At 40.5% G+C, this 23496-nt stretch carries 22 protein-coding genes; 17 read left to right on the top strand and 5 right to left on the bottom strand.

Translation table 11 applies throughout. From position 1 onward, the window contains the following. Positions 1 to 26 precede the first annotated feature (26 nt). Positions 27 to 1319, top strand: coding sequence for a threonine synthase (gene thrC, locus ACSLUH_RS11250; RefSeq protein WP_448566993.1), 1293 nt, complete (start codon positions 27 to 29; stop codon positions 1317 to 1319). Between the two features lie 83 nt (positions 1320 to 1402). Beyond that, positions 1403 to 2104: a uracil-DNA glycosylase gene (ung, locus tag ACSLUH_RS11245; protein ID WP_448566991.1), complete on the top strand. Its 702-nt coding sequence runs from the start codon at positions 1403 to 1405 to the stop codon at positions 2102 to 2104. 67 nt (positions 2105 to 2171) lie between these two features. Here the strand turns inward: ung and ACSLUH_RS11240 are convergent, their stop codons facing one another. Further along, positions 2172 to 2573 carry a hypothetical protein gene (locus ACSLUH_RS11240; RefSeq protein ID WP_448566989.1) on the bottom strand — a complete coding sequence of 134 codons (402 nt, stop codon included), beginning with the start codon at positions 2571 to 2573 and terminating at the stop codon, positions 2172 to 2174. 735 nt (positions 2574 to 3308) lie between these two features. On the opposite strand from ACSLUH_RS11240, the gene ACSLUH_RS11235 reads away from it, so the two are divergent. Further along, positions 3309 to 4826 (top strand): aminotransferase class V-fold PLP-dependent enzyme, encoded by a 1518-nt coding sequence (locus ACSLUH_RS11235; RefSeq protein WP_448566987.1) that lies wholly within the window; start codon positions 3309 to 3311, stop codon positions 4824 to 4826. A gap of 81 nt (positions 4827 to 4907) precedes the next feature. On the opposite strand, the gene ACSLUH_RS11230 is transcribed toward ACSLUH_RS11235, so the two are convergent. Next, positions 4908 to 5483 (bottom strand): GNAT family N-acetyltransferase, encoded by a 576-nt coding sequence (locus ACSLUH_RS11230; protein ID WP_448566985.1) that lies wholly within the window; start codon positions 5481 to 5483, stop codon positions 4908 to 4910. A gap of 127 nt (positions 5484 to 5610) precedes the next feature. Here ACSLUH_RS11230 and ACSLUH_RS11225 point away from each other — a divergent pair, with 127 nt between their 5' ends. Further along, complete coding sequence (locus ACSLUH_RS11225) at positions 5611 to 6948, top strand: NAD(P)/FAD-dependent oxidoreductase (protein ID WP_448566983.1); 1338 nt, start codon at positions 5611 to 5613, stop codon at positions 6946 to 6948. A 45-nt stretch (positions 6949 to 6993) separates the two neighbouring features. On the opposite strand, the gene ACSLUH_RS11220 is transcribed toward ACSLUH_RS11225, so the two are convergent. Next, the gene (locus tag ACSLUH_RS11220) at positions 6994 to 7947 is read right to left on the bottom strand and encodes a D-2-hydroxyacid dehydrogenase (RefSeq protein WP_448566981.1); all 954 of its coding nucleotides are present in this window, start codon (positions 7945 to 7947) and stop codon (positions 6994 to 6996) included. Between the two features lie 18 nt (positions 7948 to 7965). Continuing rightward, positions 7966 to 8202: a DUF2164 domain-containing protein gene (locus ACSLUH_RS11215; RefSeq protein WP_448566979.1), complete on the bottom strand. Its 237-nt coding sequence runs from the start codon at positions 8200 to 8202 to the stop codon at positions 7966 to 7968. A gap of 70 nt (positions 8203 to 8272) precedes the next feature. Between ACSLUH_RS11215 and ACSLUH_RS11210 the strand changes: the two genes are divergently transcribed. The 13 genes from ACSLUH_RS11210 (at position 8273) to ACSLUH_RS11150 (ending at position 21963) form a co-directional block, all read left to right on the top strand. Further along, positions 8273 to 8422 carry a hypothetical protein gene (locus ACSLUH_RS11210; RefSeq protein WP_448566977.1) on the top strand — a complete coding sequence of 50 codons (150 nt, stop codon included), beginning with the start codon at positions 8273 to 8275 and terminating at the stop codon, positions 8420 to 8422. Positions 8423 to 8442: 20 nt separating this feature from the next. Beyond that, complete coding sequence (gene iscX, locus ACSLUH_RS11205) at positions 8443 to 8643, top strand: Fe-S cluster assembly protein IscX (protein WP_448566975.1); 201 nt, start codon at positions 8443 to 8445, stop codon at positions 8641 to 8643. 161 nt (positions 8644 to 8804) lie between these two features. Beyond that, a complete protein-coding gene (locus tag ACSLUH_RS11200) occupies positions 8805 to 10496 on the top strand; it encodes an NAD-dependent malic enzyme (RefSeq protein WP_448566973.1) in 1692 nt (563 codons plus the stop codon). Positions 10497 to 10716: 220 nt separating this feature from the next. Further along, on the top strand, positions 10717 to 11148 hold the full coding sequence (gene ndk / locus ACSLUH_RS11195; RefSeq protein WP_448566971.1) for a nucleoside-diphosphate kinase: 432 nt from the start codon (positions 10717 to 10719) through the stop codon (positions 11146 to 11148). 177 nt (positions 11149 to 11325) lie between these two features. After that, positions 11326 to 12489 carry a dual-specificity RNA methyltransferase RlmN gene (gene rlmN, locus ACSLUH_RS11190; RefSeq protein ID WP_448566969.1) on the top strand — a complete coding sequence of 388 codons (1164 nt, stop codon included), beginning with the start codon at positions 11326 to 11328 and terminating at the stop codon, positions 12487 to 12489. A 26-nt stretch (positions 12490 to 12515) separates the two neighbouring features. Next, positions 12516 to 14012 (top strand): type IV pilus biogenesis/stability protein PilW, encoded by a 1497-nt coding sequence (pilW, locus tag ACSLUH_RS11185; protein WP_448566967.1) that lies wholly within the window; start codon positions 12516 to 12518, stop codon positions 14010 to 14012. A 3-nt stretch (positions 14013 to 14015) separates the two neighbouring features. Further along, on the top strand, positions 14016 to 15011 hold the full coding sequence (locus ACSLUH_RS11180; protein ID WP_448566965.1) for a RodZ domain-containing protein: 996 nt from the start codon (positions 14016 to 14018) through the stop codon (positions 15009 to 15011). Positions 15012 to 15045: 34 nt separating this feature from the next. Continuing rightward, positions 15046 to 16161 carry a flavodoxin-dependent (E)-4-hydroxy-3-methylbut-2-enyl-diphosphate synthase gene (gene ispG / locus ACSLUH_RS11175; protein ID WP_448566963.1) on the top strand — a complete coding sequence of 372 codons (1116 nt, stop codon included), beginning with the start codon at positions 15046 to 15048 and terminating at the stop codon, positions 16159 to 16161. Between the two features lie 114 nt (positions 16162 to 16275). After that, positions 16276 to 17556 carry a histidine--tRNA ligase gene (hisS, locus tag ACSLUH_RS11170; RefSeq protein ID WP_448566962.1) on the top strand — a complete coding sequence of 427 codons (1281 nt, stop codon included), beginning with the start codon at positions 16276 to 16278 and terminating at the stop codon, positions 17554 to 17556. Between the two features lie 2 nt (positions 17557 to 17558). Then, positions 17559 to 18200, top strand: a complete 642-nt coding sequence (locus ACSLUH_RS11165) for a YfgM family protein (RefSeq protein ID WP_448566960.1) — start codon at positions 17559 to 17561, stop codon at positions 18198 to 18200. 33 nt (positions 18201 to 18233) lie between these two features. Next, positions 18234 to 19427, top strand: coding sequence for an outer membrane protein assembly factor BamB (gene bamB / locus ACSLUH_RS11160; RefSeq protein ID WP_448566958.1), 1194 nt, complete (start codon positions 18234 to 18236; stop codon positions 19425 to 19427). Between the two features lie 116 nt (positions 19428 to 19543). Then, the gene (gene der, locus ACSLUH_RS11155) at positions 19544 to 21016 is read left to right on the top strand and encodes a ribosome biogenesis GTPase Der (protein WP_448566956.1); all 1473 of its coding nucleotides are present in this window, start codon (positions 19544 to 19546) and stop codon (positions 21014 to 21016) included. Between the two features lie 263 nt (positions 21017 to 21279). Further along, positions 21280 to 21963 (top strand): PilZ domain-containing protein, encoded by a 684-nt coding sequence (locus ACSLUH_RS11150; protein WP_448566954.1) that lies wholly within the window; start codon positions 21280 to 21282, stop codon positions 21961 to 21963. Positions 21964 to 22043: 80 nt separating this feature from the next. Here ACSLUH_RS11150 and xseA read toward each other — a convergent pair whose 3' ends face one another. Further along, the gene (xseA, locus tag ACSLUH_RS11145; protein ID WP_448566952.1) at positions 22044 to 23390 is read right to left on the bottom strand and encodes an exodeoxyribonuclease VII large subunit; all 1347 of its coding nucleotides are present in this window, start codon (positions 23388 to 23390) and stop codon (positions 22044 to 22046) included. Positions 23391 to 23496: the final 106 nt, after the last annotated feature.

Genomic DNA, 23496 nt, shown 5'->3' with positions numbered 1-23496 from the left:
GTTTTTAAAAGTTAGAGAGAACCATAGTGAAATTTTATAATTTAAAAGAAAGTGATGAACAGGTTAGTTTTTCAGGTGCCGTAAGGCAGGGGCTAGGTAAAAACCAAGGTTTGTTTTTTCCAGAGTTTATTCCAGCTTTTGATGATATCGAGTCGTTATTAGCATTGCCGTTAATTGAACGCAGCGTTAAAGTATTATTGCCTTTTGTCGGTGACGATTTATCAGAAACACAGTTAACCGAAATAGTGACAGAGGCGTTTAATTTTCCCGCGCTGATTCAGCCTATTAGTGAAAATAGAGCCATATTAGAGTTGTTCCACGGGCCGACGTTAGCATTTAAAGATTTCGGTGCTCGTTTTATGGCCAAATGTCTGCAAGCATTTAGCAAAGATAAAAAGATCACCATCTTAACAGCGACTTCTGGCGATACCGGTGCAGCTGTTGCTCATGCTTTTCATGGCTTAGACAACATTCGTGTCGTTATCTTATATCCCAAAGGTAAAATTAGTTTATTACAAGAAAAAATGTTTACCACTTTAGGTGGTAACATCGAGACACTTGCTATAGAAGGGAGCTTTGATGACTGTCAGGCGTTGGTCAAACAATCATTTAATGATCGAGAGTTGGCGACGACTATTGGATTAAATTCAGCTAATTCAATCAATATTAGCCGTTTACTCGCCCAAATTTGTTATTATTTTGAAGCGGTCGCACAACTATACCGCCAGCAAGGTAAAGCAGGTTTAAATAACTTAGTCTTTTCTGTGCCAAGCGGTAACTTTGGTAATTTGACTGCAGGGTTGTTTGCTAAAGCGATGGGCTTGCCGATCAAGCGTTTTATTGCCGCTACCAATGCAAATGATACAGTGCCTCGCTATTTACAAACAGGTGAGTGGTCGCCTAATGACACGATTGCAACAATGTCTAATGCCATGGACGTCAGTAATCCGAATAACTGGCCGCGCGTTGAACATATGTTGATAAATGGTTTGGTTGACAAAGATTGTGTTAGCTCTGTCTCTATTGATGAGGAACAAACGCAAATGACAGTGATTGCGTTGGCAAAACTTGGCTACATTAGTGAGCCTCACGCGGCCGTTGCCTACAAAGCATTGCAATACAATGCGGCGGATGATGAATTTGGCGTCTTTTTAGGTACTGCCCATCCAGCTAAGTTTAAGGAGGTAGTTGAAAGCACCTTAGGGCAACCAATAGCATTGCCAAAAGAGCTTGCAGATTGTGCGAGCGAGACCATTTTGTCAAAAGATATGCTAGTAAATTTTGACAACTTAAAAGATTATTTAATTGCAGGAAATTAACCAAGTAATGTAAATTTCCCGTACATTCAAAGGCAGTATATACTGCCTTTTTTATTGAGTTTATTAATACCGAGACGTTTATTTTGTCCCCAATAAAGCCTAACTTACCGCCCAAGTGGCAAGCGTTTATTGCTGAGCAGCAACAACAGGAATACTATCAACAGTTAATGACTGACCTTGACCAGCAAAAAGCTGCTGGCGAGATAATATTCCCTGATGAGCATGATATCTTTAATGCATTTGCTTATGCTGATGTGCCCGATATCAAAGTGGTCATTTTAGGCCAAGACCCTTATCACGGTTTGGGAGAAAATGAAGTGCCGCAAGCCCATGGTTTAGCGTTCTCGGTGCCAAAAGGCATAAAGGCACCACCCTCCTTAGTCAATATTTATAAAACTCTAGCGTTGGATATCAAAGGGTTTGTTACCCCTAACCATGGCTGTTTAACTCGGTGGGCTGAACAAGGTGTTTTGTTGCTGAATACTGTACTGACCGTTAAAAAAGGACAAGCAAACTCCCATCAAAATTTAGGCTGGGAAAAATTTACCGATGCAGTAATTGATAAGCTAAATAAGGAAAGCTCTGGATGCGTATTTTTGCTGTGGGGAAGTCACGCACAAAAGAAAGGGCAAAGTATTAATCGAGAAAAGCATTACGTTCTGACCTCAGTTCACCCATCACCACTATCGGCTTATCGAGGCTTTTTTGATTGCCAGCATTTTTCCAAAGCAAATTACTGGTTAAAAAATAATGGGAAAAATGCAATTGACTGGTCACTTGAATAAAGGGTATTGCGTTACCAAAAAATACTGACCTACCTTGTTTTAAAACCAGTAGGTCAGCATTTTTCTATCACCCTTGCTTAGGCACTATAGTTCCATCACTTAGCGTGACGGTTTCTATCGTTCTACCTTTGCAATACTCGTCTAGCTTATTTGCTTCAATCGCTAAAACTTTTTTAGCGCGGTTAACTAGACTTTCAAGTAAAGGATTTGACACAGATAATAGCGATGTTTGCAATCTATGGGCATTACATACCTCAATAGGAATTTGAACTTTAATCAAGGCCTCTTTGCGCTCAATCATTTTATCTGTATTGATATAATGTAAGGTAATTAAACTATTATCGAGCTGGCTTTGCACTAAACCTCCATAAATAACATTGTATGCAAGCCAGCAAGCGATAAAAAATCCAAGAGTAAAGCTAAAAAAATGCTTTAAAAGTGTTGCTATAATTTTTGCAGTTTTAGTCATTTATGGCCTTTAACTTAAGTAATGTAGTGGCAAATTTTATCATATCTTATTTAACTAAAAAATTTCTTTAAGTGTGCGTATTGGGCACGTTTCTATGGTTTATGAACTACCATTTCCTGCTACAAAATTAGATTAGGGAATTTAGTTGTTGTTGAATTAAATGGAAATAGAGAAGGTAACCAAACGAATAAGTGTTGATAATTCACCAGAACATCATATGTCATAGCGATGTCGTTTATATCTTTACTCAACCTCATCTTTGCATAAAGGAAGTATTTCTAACGCCTAGTTTAACTTACTTATGTGTAATATTGTCGTGAAATAGTTGGCTATTTCTGCAAGAACACGCCTTGAATTAAGTAAAAGGTAATGTGCTAGAAAGCCACAGTGAGTTAAGAGTTTGATTTTATTGTTTTCGTGTAATTTCTCATGCAAACCTGAGGTGACTTAATCAACAGTTGCGTCGCTGTGCCTATTAGTACAAATCCTCACAGAGGAACTTAAGGTAAGCGTTGCTCTGTCATCTTGGTAGTTAAAGTGAATGAAGATATTACGTTAATTGAAATAGTTTTTCCCTTAATGCGTTTAAATGATGTTTGGTGAGTTGTATTTTTCTACTATCTTTGTTTTGTTGGGTTATTTTTGCTAAATAATTATTTATGTTAGATTTTTATTGTTGTCATTCTGTGTTTTGCTAAAATTTGATTAGGTTCTTGTTGTTAATTAGAGTGTGTCATGTCATTAGAGCAATATTTTTTACCATTTCGTCGTCATATTATTGGTCAAGATTTGTGTCATACCATTAACGGTGAGAAGCACCAAATTGTTTATGCAGATTGGACAGCGAGTGGACGGTTATACAGACCTATTGAGCGTTACATCACTGACACTTTAGGCCCATATGTTGCTAATACTCATACGGAAACGAGTTTAACAGGCCGCGCGATGACCAACGCTTATCATGAGGCTCAAAAAGTTATCAAAAAGCATGTTAATGCTTGCCAAAACGATATACTCATTACTGCTGGCACTGGGATGACCGGCGTTATTAATAAGTTTCAGCGGATATTAGGTTTGCGTATTCCAGAGCGAATGCAACCTCAAGTACATTTCGAAGAGTGTGATAAGCCGGTTGTTTTTATCACCCACATGGAACATCACTCTAATCAAACATCCTGGAACGAGTGTGATGTTACCCTAGAAATTATTGATCCTGATAGCGATGGGCTGCCATCATTAGCGCATTTAACGTTATTATTAGAAAAATATGCGCATCGCAAAGTAAAAATAGGGTCTTTTAGTGCGTGTTCAAACGTGACAGGGATCAAGACTCCTTATTATCAGCTGGCAGAAGTAATGCACGAGCACAATGGCTTATGTTTTGTTGATTTTGCATGTTCAGCGCCTTATGTCGATATTGATATGCATCCGAGTAATCCAAAACAGGCTTTAGATGCAATTTACTTTTCTCCGCATAAGTTTTTAGGCGGCCCTGGAAGCTCAGGAGTACTGATTTTTAATAAATCGTTATACAAAAATCGCGTTCCTGATCACCCTGGCGGAGGAACCGTTACTTGGACGAATCCATGGGGTAAGCATAGCTTTTTTAATGATATAGAAATGCGTGAAGACGGCGGTACGCCGGGCTTTTTACAATGCATTAAAACGGCTTTAGCGATTAAAGTTAAAGATGCAATGGGCACCGATAATATTGCCAAGCGAGAGCAAGAAATTACCCACTATGTCATGGATGAATTAGCAAAAAATGATCAGGTGGTTATGCTTGAACCTGAATGTCGAGATAGGTTAGCGATTGTGTCGTTTTATGTGCGCGGAGTTCACCATAATTTGGTTGTACGTCTGTTAAACGATAAATTTGGTGTTCAAACGCGTGGTGGCTGCTCTTGTGCAGGCACTTATGGGCATATTTTGTTGAACGTTGATCAAGACACCTCGTCAAAAATTACTGAACAAATCGATATGGGGGATTTTGCTGAGAAGCCTGGCTGGATCAGAGCAAGCTTTCATCCGACGATGAGTAATAAGGAAGTTGCATATGTTGTTAATGCGATAAATCAAGTCACTAAAAATATTGTTGAATGGAGCAAAGGCTATCGTTTTGACCCAACCTGTGGTGATTTTCACTTAATTAACGGTGATGTCAGTTATCCAAGCTTGGCTGAATTTGATGCTTTTGGTGTCAGTTCAGAAACTCAGCAGGGTACTTCAATTATAAAAAAGTTATTCGGTTAATTTGTAAGTGAGCAACAATCGCCTTGAAACTGTTTTAGTTTCGAGGCAATACACTTTTGAATTATCCTTGGGTCAACACCCCTAGGCTTTAAAATCAATTAACATTTCCGCTGCGACACAATGGCAATCATGTTGGCAAATCGGGCAGCAATATCCATCTTTGCTTAACTCATTCCAACGATCAGGATGGTTTTTTATCAGTTGACCACCACATTTGGTAAAGTATTTTACCGCGCTGTTTCCTGGGCTTTCTCGCCATAGGTGGCTGATGCCAGCCTTAGCACCTTGCTTCATTGCCGCGGCTATTGATAATTTTAATAGTGTTGAACCAATACCATATCCGCGATAATTTTCATCAACGGTATTGCACTTAAAATAACAAATTTGCCGAGGTGAATATTGCCATAAATCAGGAGAGCACCATTGATCAATATCCCAACGTCCCACAGCAAAGGTAATACGAAACCCAACTAATTTATCACTATCATAAGCAACATAGCTTGCGTTAACACCTTTGGCTACCCCCTTGTCATACCAAGACTGCATGCTGTGATTATCCAAGTAACCAGCTCCATGTACGTCGGTCGCTAAACGGATAACGGCTGAAAAATCTTGTGGCTGCATTTCACGATAATTTAGTTGCATCTTACTGATCATATTAGCTTAGTTAGTGTAAACGAAATCATAGCTTATCAGGCTTTATTACGATAATGTAGCCTTATTGAAATTTTGGCCCAGACGACGTGAGGCCTGCTAATTGCACCGTAATGGAGTAAAAATAACGATGTACGATCCTCTTCTTGATAGTTTCCCTGGCTGTGGTGAAGCTTATCCAGACAGTTATTGGGCAAAAACTTCAGGCCAACCCCCTGCTGATGATGGAATAGTTTGCAAAGACATTGATGTTGACGTAGCAATTATTGGTGCTGGGTACACTGGAATGTCATGTGCATTGCATTTAGCGAGAGAGCACAATATTAAAGCTCATGTTCTAGAAGCCAATCAAGTAGCCTGGGGGTGTAGCGGAAGAAATGCAGGATTTATTCTAAAGTCTTCAGGACGAAAATCTTTTCTCACGATGGAAAAACAGTGGGGAGAAGAGGTCATGCGCGGTATTTATGATGAGATGGCTGCAGGTGTTGATACAGTAAATCGCTTAATTGGTGAGGGAATAGAGTGTGATCGCCAAACCAATGGCTACATTAAAGTTGCTCATAAACGTAATAAATTTACTGAATTAAAACAACTTGCCGAGCTGCAAAAATCGAAGTTTGGTTATGATGTTCAAGTGTTGGACCGAGAAACATTACATCAACACTATATGGCAGATCAAAATGCTTATGGGGCAATTAGATATCAAGATGGCTTTGGTCTTAACCCTCTAAAACTCGCCTGGGGCTATCAAAAGCTTGCCAGAGAGGCTGGCGCCAAGATACATACGAGCTCACCAGTTCAGGATTGGATCGAGTGTGGCAGTAAACAACGGCTAATCACGCCCAAAGGAATCGTTAGCGCGGATAAAGTGGTTATTGCAACCAATGGCTATACCCCAAAAGGATTTCATCCTTTGACGACCAATAAAACGTTACCCGTTTTATCGCAAATTATCGTGACAGAGCCGTTAACGGATGAGCAGATACAAGCGTGTAATTTTTTAACGTCTAACGTGGTAATGGACACGAGAGAGCTCAAGTATTATTACCGTAAGCTACCGGACAATAGGATACTGTTTGGTGGGCGAGGTGCGATTACAGGTAAGTCAGCAGAAGATCCCTACTATGCCAACCGATTATTAAGTGTTTTAAAAACAAGTTTTCCTCAGTTAAAAGAATTAACGATCGCCTATGCTTGGTCGGGCTGGATTTGTATGGCATTAGATGATTTACCGCATATTTATCAAAACCCAACTCAATCAGTTTTCTACTCAATGGGGTATTGCGGTGCAGGAGTTTCTTTCTCTGTGCAAGCAGGCAAACGGTTAGCTGAAAAGGTTGCTGAGAAGTCAGTGCCGAATTTACCTTTATATAATAAGCCTTTGCCAACATTTCCGTTTGCACCGCTGAGGCGGGTAGGCCAGTGGGGCTTTTTTCATTATGGAAAAGTTAAAGACACTTGGTTTTAAACGCAGATAAAGGACTACAGCTAAGTTTTAGTCACATGAACTCGTTCAATTGACGCGATTGAGTTGCCCATTTTGTTTAAAACTCGCGATATTATCGGCGATCAAATCAAGTAGCTTTTGCTGTGCTTGGTGACTTGCCCAAGCAATGTGGGCTGTGATCACAAGGTTATCGAGCGGATTTGCCAATAGTACATCATCAGCCTGTGGCGGTTCTTGAGTTAGCACATCCAACACCGCGTATGCGATCTGTTTTTGTTCTAACGCTTGGTGTAAATCCTTAGGATTGACAATCGCGCCACGAGCGGTATTAATCAGCATCGCCGTTGGTTTCATCAACGCTAAGGTTTTCGTATTAATTAACCCTTCCGTCTCTGGAGTCTGCGGACAATGCAGAGAGACAATATCCGCTTGTGCAAGTGCGTGTTCAAATGAAACACGTCCTCCGCGGATCTCGCTAGCGTTTGGTCGTTCAGCGATTAAAACTTCCATGCCAAACGCTTTGGCAACATTCGCGACGCTCGCTCCTAATGCGCCATAACCAACAATCGTTATCGTTTTCCCAGCGATTTCCTCACTACCATTACCGTGTAAACAAAATGAGTGATGTCGTTGCCATAAACCGCTTTTAACATTGTCGATGTGGTGTTGAGTCTTGCTAAAGTAGGCAAGTATTTGAGAAAACACATATTGGGTGACCGAGTTTTTCGCGTAATCAGCGACATTAGTTACGGCAATGCCGAAGGCCTTTGCCGCGACTAAATCGACATTGTTAGTGCCGGTGGCGGCAATACAGATAAGTTTTACCTTGGAAAGTTTTGCAAGAATATCATGGCATAAAACCACTTTATTGGTGATGACGATATCTGCGTCTTGGCAGCGTTCAATCACTTGTTGATTGGCTGTCAGCGGATAGGTAATCAGTTCGTTAACTTGGCTTTTTATCGCGCTTAGCGAAAGTTGCTCACTAAAGGTTTGACGATCTAAAAATACAGCGCGCATTTTGGTTAAACTCCTTTATTAATTGGTTGGCTTTTCAAGTTGAACAATTTCTTCGCTAATGAGTTGAAGGCGTTCATGCATTAATTGTTGAGCATCTTGCAAACCTTGATTGTAAAAGTAGCTTCCCATCTCATCGCTGATAAAATCGAGTAAAAAATCTGCGTCAAATTGTCCCAGTTCGATGCTTAACTCGTGTTCAAAATATTGTTGTAGTTTTAAGATCAGGTGGTCTTTCTTATCTTGCTCAAACTTCATTGTTTTTACTTAGCGGGTTAATTTTGCGGTATAGTATAACGAAAGTTGATTGAGATATCTTGGAGTCTAAATGGCCACTAAGCCTTCATGGCAGGATAAAGTTAAAGCACTTTGGTATACCGAGTGTCAGTTTTGTCGTCGCGCCCGCTTGTTGCTTTTGTGGTTAGTATTGATGTTAATCGTTGATGGCTTATACTTTCATTTAGTATTCTCATTTTAATCGTCTCTTTGGAGGGCACAATGTCACTACGATGGAGTGATTCTTTAGAAATCGCATTAGATTTGATTGAGCAGCATCCCGATATTGATCCTAAACAAATTCGATTTACCGATTTGCGCGAATGGGTTTTGGCACTCGAGCGCTTTAATGATGATCCTGCGCACTGCGGGGAAAGAGTGCTAGAAGCTATTCAACTTGCGTGGATAGAAGAAGCAGATTGATAACCTTTACTTGTTAATGCTATTACTCACATATGCTCAAATTTAAGTACATTAACTGTTGTTATTACTTTTTTGTCCAATAATCTTCGTCTATACTTGCAGGCACATTCGTTACGTGTCTTTTTCTTCGCTAACTAACCGACTCATTTATTGATAAAAACATGACTGATAAACAAAAACGTCCTTTATACATCCCTTACGCAGGTCCAACATTATTAGAAACGCCTTTGTTAAACAAAGGCAGTGCATTTACCGCTGAAGAACGTAAACACTTTAATTTAATGGGGTTGCTACCGCCACGCTATGAGAGTATTGAAGAGCAAGCTGAGCGCGCATATATGCAATATCGAAGCTTTCACACCAACTTAAATAAGCACATCTATTTGCGGGCGATTCATGATAATAATGAGACATTATTTTTTAAATTGGTTTCACAACACTTAGAAGAAATGATGCCAATTATCTACACGCCAACGGTGGGAGATGCCTGCGAACAGTTTTCTGATATCTACCGCAGCTCACGTGGCTTGTTTATCTCATACGAAGAGCGCCATAATCTTGATGATATCTTACGAAATGCCACTAAAAATAAAGTAAAGGTTATCGTCGTTACTGATGGTGAACGCATCCTAGGACTTGGAGATCAAGGGATTGGGGGAATGGGGATCCCGATTGGTAAGTTATCGCTTTATACTGCTTGTGGTGGTATTAGCCCTGCTTATTGTTTGCCAGTTATGCTTGATGTTGGTACCAATAATGAAAAACTGTTAAATGATCCAATGTATATGGGCTGGCGACATGAACGCATTGGTCAGGCAGAGTATGACGAATTTCTAGAGATGTTTATTCAGGCCGTTAAACGACGCTGGCCTCACGTGATGTTGCAGTTTGAAGATTTTGCTCAGCCAAATGCTATGCCGCTATTATCACGTTATCGTGATGAAATATGCTGCTTTAATGATGATATTCAAGGCACTGCATCGGTAACGGTTGGTACGCTATTGGCGGCGTGTCGTTTGAAAAAAGCTCACTTAGCAGATCAAACTGTGGTTTTTGTTGGTGGTGGCTCTGCAGGGTGCGGCATTGCTGAGCAAATTATTGCGCAAATGATTAAAGAAGGTGCAGCACCTGAAAAAGCAAGAAGCCAAGTGTTTATGGTTGATCGCTTCGGATTGCTTACCGAAGGAATGGCTAATTTACGAGATTTTCAACAAAAGTTAGTACAATCGAAAAGCGCGGTTGCTGATTGGGAAATTTTAGGAGACTATGCGTCGCTAATTGAAGTGATAGAAAATGCTAAACCTGATATTTTAATTGGCGTCTCCGGTGTTTCTGGGCTTTTCACTGAGCATGTCGTAAAAACGATGAAATCTCACTGTCATTTACCGATCATTTTCCCATTAAGTAACCCAGTGAGGCAGGTAGAGGCAACCCCTGAGCAAGTGATTCATTGGACAGAAGGTGAGGTCATTGTTGCAACGGGAAGTCCGTTCGACCCGATTGAATATCAAGGAAAGCTTTATCATGTTGCTCAGTGTAACAACAGTTATATTTTTCCGGGTATTGGGCTAGGGGTCGTTTCCGCCAATATCAATCGTATCACCGATGAAATGTTGATGATGGCCAGCGAAATGTTAGCGCAATCTTCACCGCTGGCTAATACCGGCAAAGGCGAGCTTTTACCTCCGATTACGGAAATTGCTAATCTTAGTAAGAAAATTGCTTTTGCTGTTGCAAAGGTTGCTTTTAAGCAAGGATTAGCGCTTGAAATTAGCGATGAACAATTGTTAGAAAAAATTGAGCGTAATTTCTGGAAACCTGAATATCGACAATACCGACGCATTAGTATGTAGTCTAATTTATCAGGTTTAAGTTATCTTGAGCAGATGGGGCTTAACTCTATCTGCTCAAGATATTATTTTTCATTGCTTCAGCATAGAGGTTATGCATTCAGTAATATTTATAATGCTTTGTATCTGCTGATAAGAATTATTAGTCATTTAATGGCATTTAGTCTATAATCGCGCCCAAAATTTTCCCAGTTTATTAATTTATACTTTAAGAGGGCTAAACATGGCTATCGAACGTACGTTTTCTATCGTAAAACCAGATGCAGTTGCTAAGAACGTAATTGGTCAAATCTACAACCGTTTTGAAACAGCAGGTTTAAAAATTGTTGCTGCTAAAATGGTTCATTTATCAAAAGAAAAAGCAGAAGGTTTCTATGCTGAGCACAGCGAGCGTCCATTCTTTGGTGCTTTAGTTGAGTTCATGACTTCTGGTCCAGTAATGGTTCAGGTGTTAGAAGGTGAAGATGCTGTTCGTAAGAACCGTGAAATCATGGGCGCTACTAACCCAGCTGAAGCGTTAGCAGGTACTTTACGTGCTGATTATGCTAACTCAATCGATGAGAATGCATGTCACGGTTCAGACGCTTTAGAATCTGCTGCTCGTGAAATTGCTTACTTTTTCTCTGATGATGAGATTTGTCCACGCACTCGTTAATCTCATTCACCAATACGGCTTACCTAGCCGTTACATGATTTAGTAAGTGGTTATAAAAAGGATTTTACTGATTTTCAGTAAAATCCTTTTGCTATTTAGCCATAGGTCATCACTAAATTGTTTGCTTTGGCGATAAAGTGTACAATTTACTTGGAATTTTAAGTTGGAAGCGTTTTCATGACAGATGTTGTAACTGTTGAACCCATTGTAGCCAAGAAAAAAGTTAATTTACTTAACTTAGATCATCAAATGATGCGTGAATATTTCGCCTCAATTGGTGAAAAACCGTTTAGAGCCGATCAAATAATGAAGTGGGTCTATCATTTTGGCTATGATGATTTTGAGAAAATGACGAATCTTAACAAAAAGTTAAGAGAGAAGTTACAACGTAATTGTGAAATCAAAGCACCGGAGATTTCTAAAAAGCAAGTCTCAAATGACGGTACCATCAAATATGCATTGTTGCTTGAAGGCGGACAAGAAGTTGAAACGGTATGGATCCCTGAAAACGACAGAGCAACCTTGTGTGTATCCTCTCAAGTAGGCTGTGCGTTGGAATGTACTTTTTGCTCAACAGCCCAGCAAGGCTTTAACCGTAACTTATCGATGTCAGAAATCATAGGACAAGTATGGCGAGTAGCAAATGATATTGGTGCAACTCGTATTGCAGGTAAACGACCCATTACTAATATTGTCATGATGGGGATGGGAGAGCCATTACTCAACATGAAAAATTTAATTCCTGCTTTAGATACCATGTTGAATGATTTAGGCTATGGCCTTTCAAAACGCCGTGTCACGGTAAGTACATCAGGCGTAGTCCCAGCGCTTGATATGTTGAAAGACAAAATAGATTGCGCGCTGGCAATTTCAGTTCATGCGCCGAATAATCAATTGCGTGATGAACTTGTACCCATCAATAAAAAATATCCACTCGAAGAATTTTTAGCTGCTGCTGGCCGCTACGTTGAAGGTTCTAAAGCCAATAAACAAGCAACTATTGAGTATGTGATGTTAGATCATGTTAACGATAGCACCGATCATGCCCATGAACTTGCACACGCATTAAAAGATTTACCGAGTAAAATTAACCTGATTCCTTTTAATCCATACCCAGGTTCACCCTACAAACGTTCGAGTAATTCTCGCATTGATCGTTTTGATAAAGTACTGCAAAGTTATGGCTTTACAGTGATTACCCGTCGTACTCGTGGCGATGATATTGATGCCGCTTGTGGGCAGTTAGCGGGGGATGTTTTAGACAGAACCAAACGAACTGCAAGCATTGCAGAAAAAAAACAGGTGAAAGCTGACGAAATATCAGTAAAAATAGTAGGATAACTCAAGTTCAAAAGTGAAACCTACGGATGATGGTGAATAGTAATAAAATTTTGATTAGTTTGGCATGTGCTGGAATGCTAGCTGGCTGCGTAACTCAGCGTTATGATGGCGAGAATAATAATCCAGTAATTCAAAATGAATCATCTAAAAATGATATCGCTATGACTCGTATTTCCTTGGGTTTAGAATATTTGAGGATGGGCAATACTACCCAAGCAAAGCTTAACTTAGAAAAAGCGAAACGTTTTGCGCCAAACTTAGTGCAAGTACATACGGCTTTTGCCCATTATTATGATAAAGTGGCTGAGCCAGAATTAGCCATTAAGGCCTATGAAAAAGCACTTTCAATTAAGCCAGATGACGCTGATACCTTGAACAATTATGGCGCATTTTTGTGTAAGCATAATCAATTTGATAAGTCAGAAAAGCAATTTTTAAAGGCGATTAATACGCCCAGTTACCTTCTGGTATCACAAAGTTATCAAAACTTATCCATTTGCCAATTAAAGGCAAAGCACTTTGATAAAGCAGAAAATTACTTAGAAAAAGCTATTGTGCATAACCCGAACGATGCCGATGTTTTACTTCTTATGCTACAAGTGCAATATATCAAAGGGAATTACAAAGGGGCGAAAGAGTATCTTCAGCGTTATGAAAAAGCGACAAGACGTTTTACGCCCGAAGCGCTAGGATTGGCGTTTAAAGTCTATGACCGTTTGTTTGACCGTCAAACGGCAAAAAATTATGCCAGTATGTTAGTAAAAATGTTTCCAGACTCTTATCAAGCACGTCAGTATTTGCTTAATGGCTTAACGGATACTGATGCAGACAAACTGGCTAAAGAGTATCAGTTAACGCAAATAAAACCTTATGAGAAGAAAAAACGGGTTGTTGTATTGTCGCCTGATAAACCTCTTTCAAGTAAGCCTGAGAAAACCCTAGTTGCGTCAGATGCTAAGGCGAATGAAGCTCAAACAGACGTAGTTGCAACTGAAGGTTCACCAACCGATACCAGTGAATCTGAACAAGCTAAGGTACAGGTTAGCCAAACCGAAGCAAGCGCGATTGAACAAGTTCAGGAAAGCTCGGTAACCGCAATTTCAGAGCCTCAAAGTGAAGTAGAAAATACTGATGAAGCTCCCTTGAAAACAGAGCTTCTAGCGGTTAGTCCTGAAATTGAACAACAAGAGCTTGAGTTGGCAAAACAGCGAAAAGCTGAATTAGAAAAACAAAAAGCAGAACAATTGCAAGACGATAGTGATGTTTCAAGCGCCGTCGCCAGTGCATTGCAGGTTGAGCAAGTATCACCAAGTAAAAAAACAGAAGATGGTCAACAGTTGATGACCATCCCCGTTCATGTCGTCAAAAAAGGAGAAAGCCTTTTTGCTATTTCCAAAAAATATAATATTCACATGAAAGCGATTGAACGCTGGAATAACTTTAGCCGCAATCAAGTATTGCGTCTTGGACAAGTGCTGTATTTAGCTAACCCTGATAAAGCCGCTAAGTCTCAAGAGAATTAATCAATGACGAATAAAAATAATACCGAAGAGCTATCAGATGATATGGAGGTTGTCGGTCCAGGACAAATGCTCGCACAGGCGCGTGAAAAAGCTGGCTTAACCCAAAAGGATGTCGCCGAAAGATTAAACTTTCGAACTACATTAGTTAAAGAGCTTGAGCAAGATATCTTTGATAAAAGTTTGCCTGCAACGTTCAACCGAGGATATCTAAAGAACTATGCCAAACTGGTAGATCTTCCCGTAGATGATGTTTTAGCAAGTTATGAAATGATTTGTGTTGCAGAAATGCAAGGGGCTGAAATGCAGAGCTTTTCGAAACAGACAGAAAAGCAGGCGGAAAATAATCGGTTAATGTGGGTAACCTACCTAATCGTTGCGTTACTTATTGGTTCAACCTTAATGTGGTGGCTACAAGAAAATGCAAAAGAGCAAGACAATGCCAGCACTAACGCATCACAAGTAGAAAGCTTGCCCACTAAAACTAACGATGATAGCCAAACGAGTGTCGAAGGTAATGCAGAACTTAGTGAAAATCCTGCGGCTGAGCAAAAGGCGGAACAAGCGATAGAACCTACAGTGAGTGATGTCAATGAGAATCTTGGTGAGGAGTCTTCCACGCAAAGCCTTTCAATCGATGCAAATCAAGACACCACTCAACCAACGAGTGTAGGGCGACAAGCATTAGATCAGTCAAATCAGCAAGCTAACCCTGATGCGAATGTCTCTGACACTGAAATTTCCGCGGCAGATAGTGTTGATGTTAGCTTTACTTTTTCTGGTGATTGTTGGGTTAATATTTATGACGCTACCGGAGAGCGCATTGCCTGGGGCATTAAAAAGTCAGGGTATGAAATGAATATCCAAGGTATTCCGCCGTTTAATATCACCCTAGGTAAGCCAGAGTTAGTCACCATAGTTTACAATGGCGAGGCTGTTGATACGTCCTCGTTTGCTAAAGGCAATATTGCCAAATTTAATTTACCCATGACGGAAGAATAGTCCGTTTTATACAGTCAGTAATTTAAGAGATCTTATGTTTAAAGAATCCCCGATTATCCGCCGAAAATCTCGACAAATTATGGTCGGCAATGTGCCTGTGGGTGGCAATGCACCAATAGCGGTGCAATCGATGACCAATACCTTAACCACCGATGTTGAAGCAACGGTTAAACAAATAAAGGCACTAGAAGCCGTTGGCGCTGACATTGTTCGAGTAAGTGTGCCAACCATGGATGCCGCAGAAGCATTTAAGCAAATAAAGCAACAAGTTAATGTCCCTTTAGTGACTGATATTCACTTTGACTATCGCATCGCACTAAAAGTTGCTGAATACGGCGCCGACTGCTTGCGAATTAATCCAGGCAATATTGGTCGAGAAGATCGCGTTAGGGCGGTAGTGGAATCAGCGCGAGATAAAAATATCCCGATACGTATTGGTGTTAATGGTGGCTCTTTAGAAAAAGACATACAAGAAAAGTATACTGAGCCAACACCTGAAGCTTTGCTTGAATCAGCAATGCGACACGTTGAAATTTTAGATAAACTGAACTTTCATGACTTTAAAGTCAGCGTGAAAGCGTCTGACGTCTTTTTAGCCGTAGGGGCTTATCGATTGTTAGCAAAACAAATTGATAACCCACTGCATTTAGGGATTACTGAAGCTGGCGGATTGCGATCTGGTTCGGTTAAATCATCTATCGGGCTAGGCTTATTACTTTCTGAAGGTATTGGTGATACCTTACGAGTATCTTTAGCTGCAGATCCCGTTGAAGAAATTAAAGTTGGCTTTGACATTTTAAAAGCACTTAAGTTACGTAGTCGGGGTATTAACTTTATTGCCTGTCCAAGTTGCTCTCGTCAAGAGTTTGATGTCATTGCCACCGTCAATGAACTTGAGCAACGTGTCGAAGATATTATGACCCCGATGGATGTATCGATTATTGGCTGCATTGTTAATGGCCCTGGTGAAGCGACGGTGTCAGATCTAGGTCTTACCGGCAGCAGTAAAAAAAGTGGCTTCTATTTAGATGGTGTCCGTCAAAAAGAGCGTTTTGATAATGATAATCTCGTTGAACAGCTTGAACAACGTATTCGAGCGAAAGCGAAATTAATGGATGAACAAAATCGCATCAACATTAAACAATTATAGCAATTTACCTGGTAGAAAAATTCAACGATAAGCAGTTAAATTTTACGTTTGTCGTCAATCTGCCTATAATGCGCGCAGCATAAAATATTTGAGTTAAAAGAGAGAAGTTACCAAGTGAGTAAAGCTATTCAGGCCGTTAGAGGGATGAACGATTGTCTTCCTTCAGAAACTAACATTTGGCAAATGGTTGAAGATACGCTGCGCCGTGTTGCCAGCAATTATGGCTTTGCTGAAATTAGAATGCCAATTGTTGAGTCAACTCACCTTTTTAAGCGCTCTATTGGTGAAGTTACCGATATTGTTGAAAAGGAAATGTATACCTTTGAAGACAGAAATGGTGATAGTCTGACATTGAGACCTGAAGGAACAGCTTCTTGTGTAAGGGCTGGCAATCAGCATGGCTTGTTGTACAATCAAGAGCAACGCTTGTGGTATATGGGACCTATGTTTAGGCATGAGCGTCCACAAAAAGGCCGCTATCGACAGTTTCATCAGTTTGGTATCGAAGCATTTGGTATTGCAACTCCGGATATCGATGCAGAAATTATTTTACTATCTTCTCGCCTTTGGCGGGAACTTGGAATCAATGAATTTGTCACATTAGAGTTGAATTCGTTGGGATCTTCAGAAGAACGCGCTAATTATCGAGAAGCATTAGTTGCCTTCTTAAAAGAGAAAGAGCACTTACTCGATGATGACAGTAAACGTCGGATGCATACTAATCCGTTGCGGGTGTTAGATAGCAAAAATCCAGATGTGCAAGCAGCGCTAGTTGATGCACCAAAGCTTTCTGAGTATTTTGGACAAGAGTCATTGGAGCATTTTGAGCAAGTTTGTCAGCGTCTAGACGCGGCGGGCATATCATATGTTATCAATGAGCGACTGGTTAGAGGTTTAGATTACTATAACCGCACAGTGTTTGAATGGGTGACTGATAGCTTAGGTGCACAAGGTACGGTTTGTGCAGGAGGCCGATATGACGGTCTAGTTGAGCAACTCGGTGGTAAATCTACACCAGCGTTTGGGTTTGCACTGGGTATTGAACGCTTAGTGTTGATGTTAACTAGCTTAGAAAAAGTAACTAACATTCGCCCGCAGGCTGATGTTTATTTAATCAGCCTTGGTGAAGGTGTTGATGTCAAAGCTTCTGCGTTAGCAGAACAATGGCGAGATGCGGTTCCTGATATTCGTATTCAAAACCATTTAGGTGGCGGCAATATGAAAAAGCAAATGAAGCGCGCAGATAAATCGGATGCAAGCGTAGCTATTATTATCGGTGAAGACGAGCTAGCACAGCAAATCGTCGCGGTAAAATATTTACGTGAGAAGAAAGAACAACAGAGTTTGGCTTTTACACAAGTGCCAGACTTTTTAGCAAGTTTAATTAAGGGTTAGTTGTGGATATACATCAAACAGAAGAACAGCAAGTCGAAACGATAAAACGTATTTGGAGCGAGTACGGAAATTCAATTATTGCCGGTTTAACCATTGGTTTAGGTGGCTTTATTGGCTTTAATTTTTATCAAGAGAATAAGCTTGAGCAAGAATTAGCAACCGCTGACGCCTATCAGTCAGTTGTTGAATTGTTAGCAGAAGAAAAGAATGAAGCGTTTAGAAGCCAAGCTAACGCTTTTATTGCTGAAAATAAAGAATCAGCCTATGCCGTGTTAACGGCGCTTTCGTTAGCTAAAGATGCAGCTACACACCAAGACTGGTCTCAAGCCGAGCAGCATTTAACAACAGCAATTAATCAATCTACCGATAAAGCAATTACCGGAATTGCTGTGTTACGTAAGGCAAGAGTTCAATTGCAACAGGAAAAAATAACCGAAGCATTAGCCACTTTAGAAACGCCTATAGCAGCGTCATTTGCTGCTAGTGTAGACGAAATCAAAGGTGACGCTTATTTAATGCAAGGTAAAAAAGAACTTGCTCGTAACGCTTATCAAGCTGCAATCACGGCAAGTGGAGATAATGTACCGTCTGCTTTGCAAATGAAGTTAGATGATTTAGCAGAGAGCGTTAGCATCGCTCAGTAAGAGGTTATTCTCTTTCCTAGACGGGAGTATTAAGTGCGCATATATAATAAGAAATTAACGTTATCCTTATTGATGGCAATAGGGATCACAGCGTGTTCATCAACGGATGAAATCGATCCAACTGAGCCTGCTGAATTACAAGAAATTCAAGTAAGCTATACACCTGAGGTTGTTTGGAGTCAATCAGTCGGCGATGGCGTTGACGATTATTACTCACAGCTTCGACCTATCGTCGCTTACGATAAAGTCTTTACTGCTAGTAGAGAAGGCGATGCATACGCATTTGATGTCTCAACAGGTAAGCAAATATGGCATATCGATTTAAGTGACATCAATAATGAACGCGGATTTTTTGACAGCACAACCTCTGCGATGATTAGCGGTGGACCTACGGCTGGCATTAATCGAGTGTTTTATGGTAGTGAAAATGGCGATGTCTTTGCTTTAGAAGCCGACAATGGCAGCGTAATTTGGCAAGGAAAAGTTAAAGGTGAGGTTATTGCAGCACCAGCCTTTGACCAAGGTAGTGTTGTCGTCAATACATCTTCTGGCATTATTAAGTCCTTCAATGCAACCAGTGGCGAAGAGGGGTGGCAAATAGAGCAAGACGTGCCACCGTTATCGTTACGCGGTATTAGTGCTCCTGCCGCTTTAGCAGGTGGTGTGATTGTCGGAGCTGCCGATGGTACATTGACTGTTTATATATTAGATAACGGTCAACAAGGTTGGACAGCCGAAATCGGTGAAGCAAGTGGTTCTACTGAGCTTGAGCGTGTTATTGACGTAGATGCAGCACCTATCATTTATGATGATAAGGTCTATGCTGTGTCAGCGAGAGGACACCTGGCTGCGGTAGATTTACGTTCAGGCCGTACACTTTGGAAGCGCCAGTATTCATCATTTAGTGCCGTTGCTATTGACGGAAATACCATTTTTCTAACAGACGTTAAAGGTCATGTTTACGCAGTAGATAGACTTAATGGTTTAGAAAAATGGAGCCAGCCAGCGCTCACGAATCGAACAGTAACAGGTCCTGCTGTTGTCGGTGACTATGTTGTTGTTGGTGATTATGAAGGTTATTTACATTGGCTATCTCAAGAAACAGGTGAATTTGTTGCCCGCTATGAAGTTGATAGTAGTGGCATATACACTGCGCCAACAGTTGTTGACGGTGTATTGATTGTTCAATCAAGAGATGGTGACTTACAAGCAATTAAAACCCCCTAACGGTTTTGATTAATGCTAAAATAGTAAACGGCTCCTCCGTGTATTGCGGGTGGGGCCGTTGTTTTTATAGAATTGTCTTATTTTAATAGACTATGAATTATCAGTTTGAGGTTTAAATGCTCCCAGTTGTCGCCCTAGTTGGCCGTCCTAATGTTGGCAAATCAACGCTATTTAATCGATTGACTCGCAGTCGAGATGCACTAGTGGCGGATTACCCTGGTTTAACCCGAGATCGTCAATATGGACAGGCGCAAGTAGAAGAGCACCCCTTTATTGTCATTGATACGGGGGGTATACATGGTGATGAAACCGGGATTGATGCCTTAATGGCAGAGCAATCGATGATGGCTATCGATGAAGCGGATGCGGTACTCTTTTTAGTCGACGCTCGTGCAGGTATGACTGCCGCTGATCAAGTGATTGCTGAGCACTTAAGAAAGCAAAATAAGAAAGTATTTCTCGTTGCTAATAAGATCGATGGTATTGATGCTGATTCTGCCGTCGCTGAGTTCTATGCGCTAGCTTTAGGTGAAGTTCATCAAATCGCTGCTGCGCATGGACGAGGTGTTACTCAGCTATTAACCTTGGCCTTGACCCCGCATATCGAAGCATTATCGCAACGCTCAACAGAGGAAGTGGATGAATTAGATGAAGAGTATGATGCTTTCGAACCCAGCTTAACGGATGAGGAAGTCATTGCTCAATCGCCAGAGCAAGATGACATGATCAAGCTGGCGATTATTGGTAAGCCAAATGTTGGTAAGTCAACGTTAACCAATCGAATTTTGGGTGAAGAGCGGGTTGTTGTCTATGACATGCCAGGCACCACTCGCGATAGCGTTTATATTCCTATGGAACGGGAAGGACGCAAATATACACTGATTGATACCGCTGGTATTAGACGTCGTAAAAATGTTACTGATGTTGTTGAAAAGTACTCAGTAATAAAAACATTACGTGCAATAGAAGATGCTAATGTATGTTTACTGATCATCGATGCCCACGAAGGTATTACCGATCAAGATTTGAGTTTATTAGGGTTTATTTTAGAAGCAGGTCGCTCATTAGTGTTAGCCGTCAATAAATGGGATGGCTTAGATGAACACGTTAAAGATCGAATTAAGTCGGAATTAGATCGTCGTCTTGGTTTTATTGATTTTGCTCGAATGCACTTTATTTCAGCACTTCATGGAACCGGCGTTGGTCATTTGTATGAATCCGTTGAAGAAGCTTTTGTTTCCGCAACTAAACGTATTTCAACGTCAATGGTCACTAAAATACTTGATATGGCGGTATTTGATCATCAACCGCCAATGCATAATGGTAGGCGTATAAAGTTAAAATATGCGCATGCAGGTGGTTATAACCCGCCAATCATCGTTATTCACGGTAATCAGGTTAAACACTTACCCCCCTCATATAAGCGCTATTTGATGAACTACTATCGAAAGTCGTTAAAAATTATGGGAACACCGATTAAAATCGAGTTTAGAGAAACGTCTAATCCTTTTGCCGGTAAAAAGCGATTATCTTATTCTGAGCAGAAAAAAATCGCTCGAAAAACACAAGGCTATAATAAAGATAGTTAATAGTGCCAAGATAAAATGTCCTGCGGACTCAATAGGGGAAACATCACTAGATTTTCCCCAAATCAATGAGTTCCGCAGTGACCCGCTTATCACTTGGCGTAATGTAGCGCTAAAAATCTAATCGATTAAAGCTGAGCTGATTTATTTATGCCAAGCAGATATCTGCTTTGAATTGTGATAACGCTTGGATATCAATTATTTGCAAATAAAGTGCTTTTTGCTAATGTAAGAGATATTCATTAGAAAAGTTAAGCATAATTGTTATGACTGCTGCACCGATAAAAATAGACACTGCTGAGCGGCTAAACCGTAATTTGGCGCTAATGCAAGCTGGGTCGGCAGTTACCATCGATGTTTCAACCCCTGCCGGGCAAAAAGCCAAATTTAGAACCGTATTTATTGGTTATTTACCTAAACAGTACGTACTCATTCAAATGCCTGAAAGTAATCGTCTTGGTAATTTTTCCAATTTTATTGTTCAAGGTACGGCCGTTACTGTAAGAGGGTTAATTGAAGGGCATGAAGGTACAGTAGCCGCATTTATCTCCTCTATAAGGCAAACGCTTCAAATACCCTCTCGCATCATGGTGTTAGACTTTCCCAAAACGGTCAGTGTGCAAAGTTTGCGTAATGCCGTTCGTATTGATGCTAATATCGGCAGCACAGTCCAAGTTGGTGAAGAGTACTGGCAGGCGACAATTACAGATATTTCAGTCAGTGGATGTCAATTATTAATCACCAATGGCTATAGTTTAAAAATTGCTAAAGGTGACAAACTAAACGCTGTGATCGAAAACTTCCAAGATAAAGAAAACCTAAAACTAGTCTATGAAGTGTGTTCAACAAAAATTATCAATGAAGATCTTTCTTTAGGGATCAAGTTTGACCCAAGTTACCGCGAAGCTGTGATCAGGATCATTAACGATATCCTAATCCAAGATCAGTAATACCAATTAAACTAAAGATCTGATTATTCAGCCAGAACTAAAAGACTTAGAGGCAAGGACTTGAATGCAGTTAATGCTTATTAAGCTTTCGTATGTTTTTGTTTCGCGATGACTTCACCAATGATGTAACCATCACGCACTTGAATCTTTATCTGCTCATGTTCATTGGTATCATTAATACTGCGAATTATTTTTTCGTTTTCATTTCTGGTGACGCTATACCCGCGAGCGATTGTCGCTAATGGACTAACAACGTGGAGTTGTTCGATTAGGTGTCCGAATTTTTGTTGCTTTGACTTTATTTGACGCTCAATTGCATTGTAAAAGCGCTTTTGTATTTGAAGGTATCGCTCTTGATTGCGTATGAGCATTTTTTCTGGGTTATGGCTGGTGAGCCTCGTAGCTAATCCGCTAGGCATAAGTCTTAATGCTTTTACGTAGCGATACATCGCTTGCTCGAGTCGGTTCGCTAATTCGTCGGTTTTTTGCTGTTGCTGTTGCAAGCGTGCTTTAGGATGAACTTGCATTAACCGGTGTTTTACTTGGCTAAATCGAACCGAAGATCTTGATAAATAACCTTGTGCTAAAAAATGAAGGTGCTTAGTTCTATTGCTTAGTTGAGTCAAAAGTTCATTGGCATCGGTTGATACCAATTCAGCAGCTGCAGAGGGTGTTGGTGCTCTTAAATCAGCAACATAATCGCTAAGCGTTGTATCAATTTCATGACCGACGGCGCTAATTATTGGAATAACACTATGATAAATTGCGTTAACGACGGTTTCTTCATTAAAGCACCATAAATCTTCTAAAGAACCGCCACCTCGTCCAACAATCAACACGTCACAATAGTGATGTTTATTGGCACTTTCTATAGCAAGACTTATGTCATTTGCTGCTAGGTCTCCTTGAACCAAACTTGGGTAGATGACCACCTCTACACTTGGATTTCTTCGTTTTAACACTGTGATGATATCTTTTACGGCAGCACCGGTAGGAGAGGTGATAATACCAACGCAATTAATTGCTTTTGGCAATGCTTTTTTATGCACCGGCGAAAACAAGCCTAGTGCGTTGAGTTTCGCTTTTAATTGTTCAAATTGCTGGCGCAGCAATCCATCACCTGCTGGCTCCATCGTTTCAATGATTAATTGAAAGTCGCCGCGGGGCTCGTATAGTGAAACTTTTGCTCGCACCAACACTTGTTGGCCATTGGCGGGGCTAAGACGAACTCTTTGGTTACTGCCTTTAAACATAGCGCAGCGTACTTGAGACTTACTGTCCTTTAACGATAAATACCAATGTCCAGAACTTGCTGGTACAAAGTTAGATATTTCACCCGTTAACCAAACCGTTCTTAACTCACTTTCCAGCATAAACTTCACTTTTTGGGTAAGTTCACTAACCTGTAAAATATGCTGTTGGCTCATAGAGAAGGTACTCTTTCATTGATTTTTTTGTGAATTGGGCTGCTATTATAGTTTTTTAAGGGAAATAATAAAATTTAAGTTTACCTGTTCTAGAAAAACGGTTAAA

The organism is Thalassotalea ganghwensis (assembly GCF_053485795.1).
This window is presented reverse-complemented; position numbering and strand designations above follow the sequence as displayed.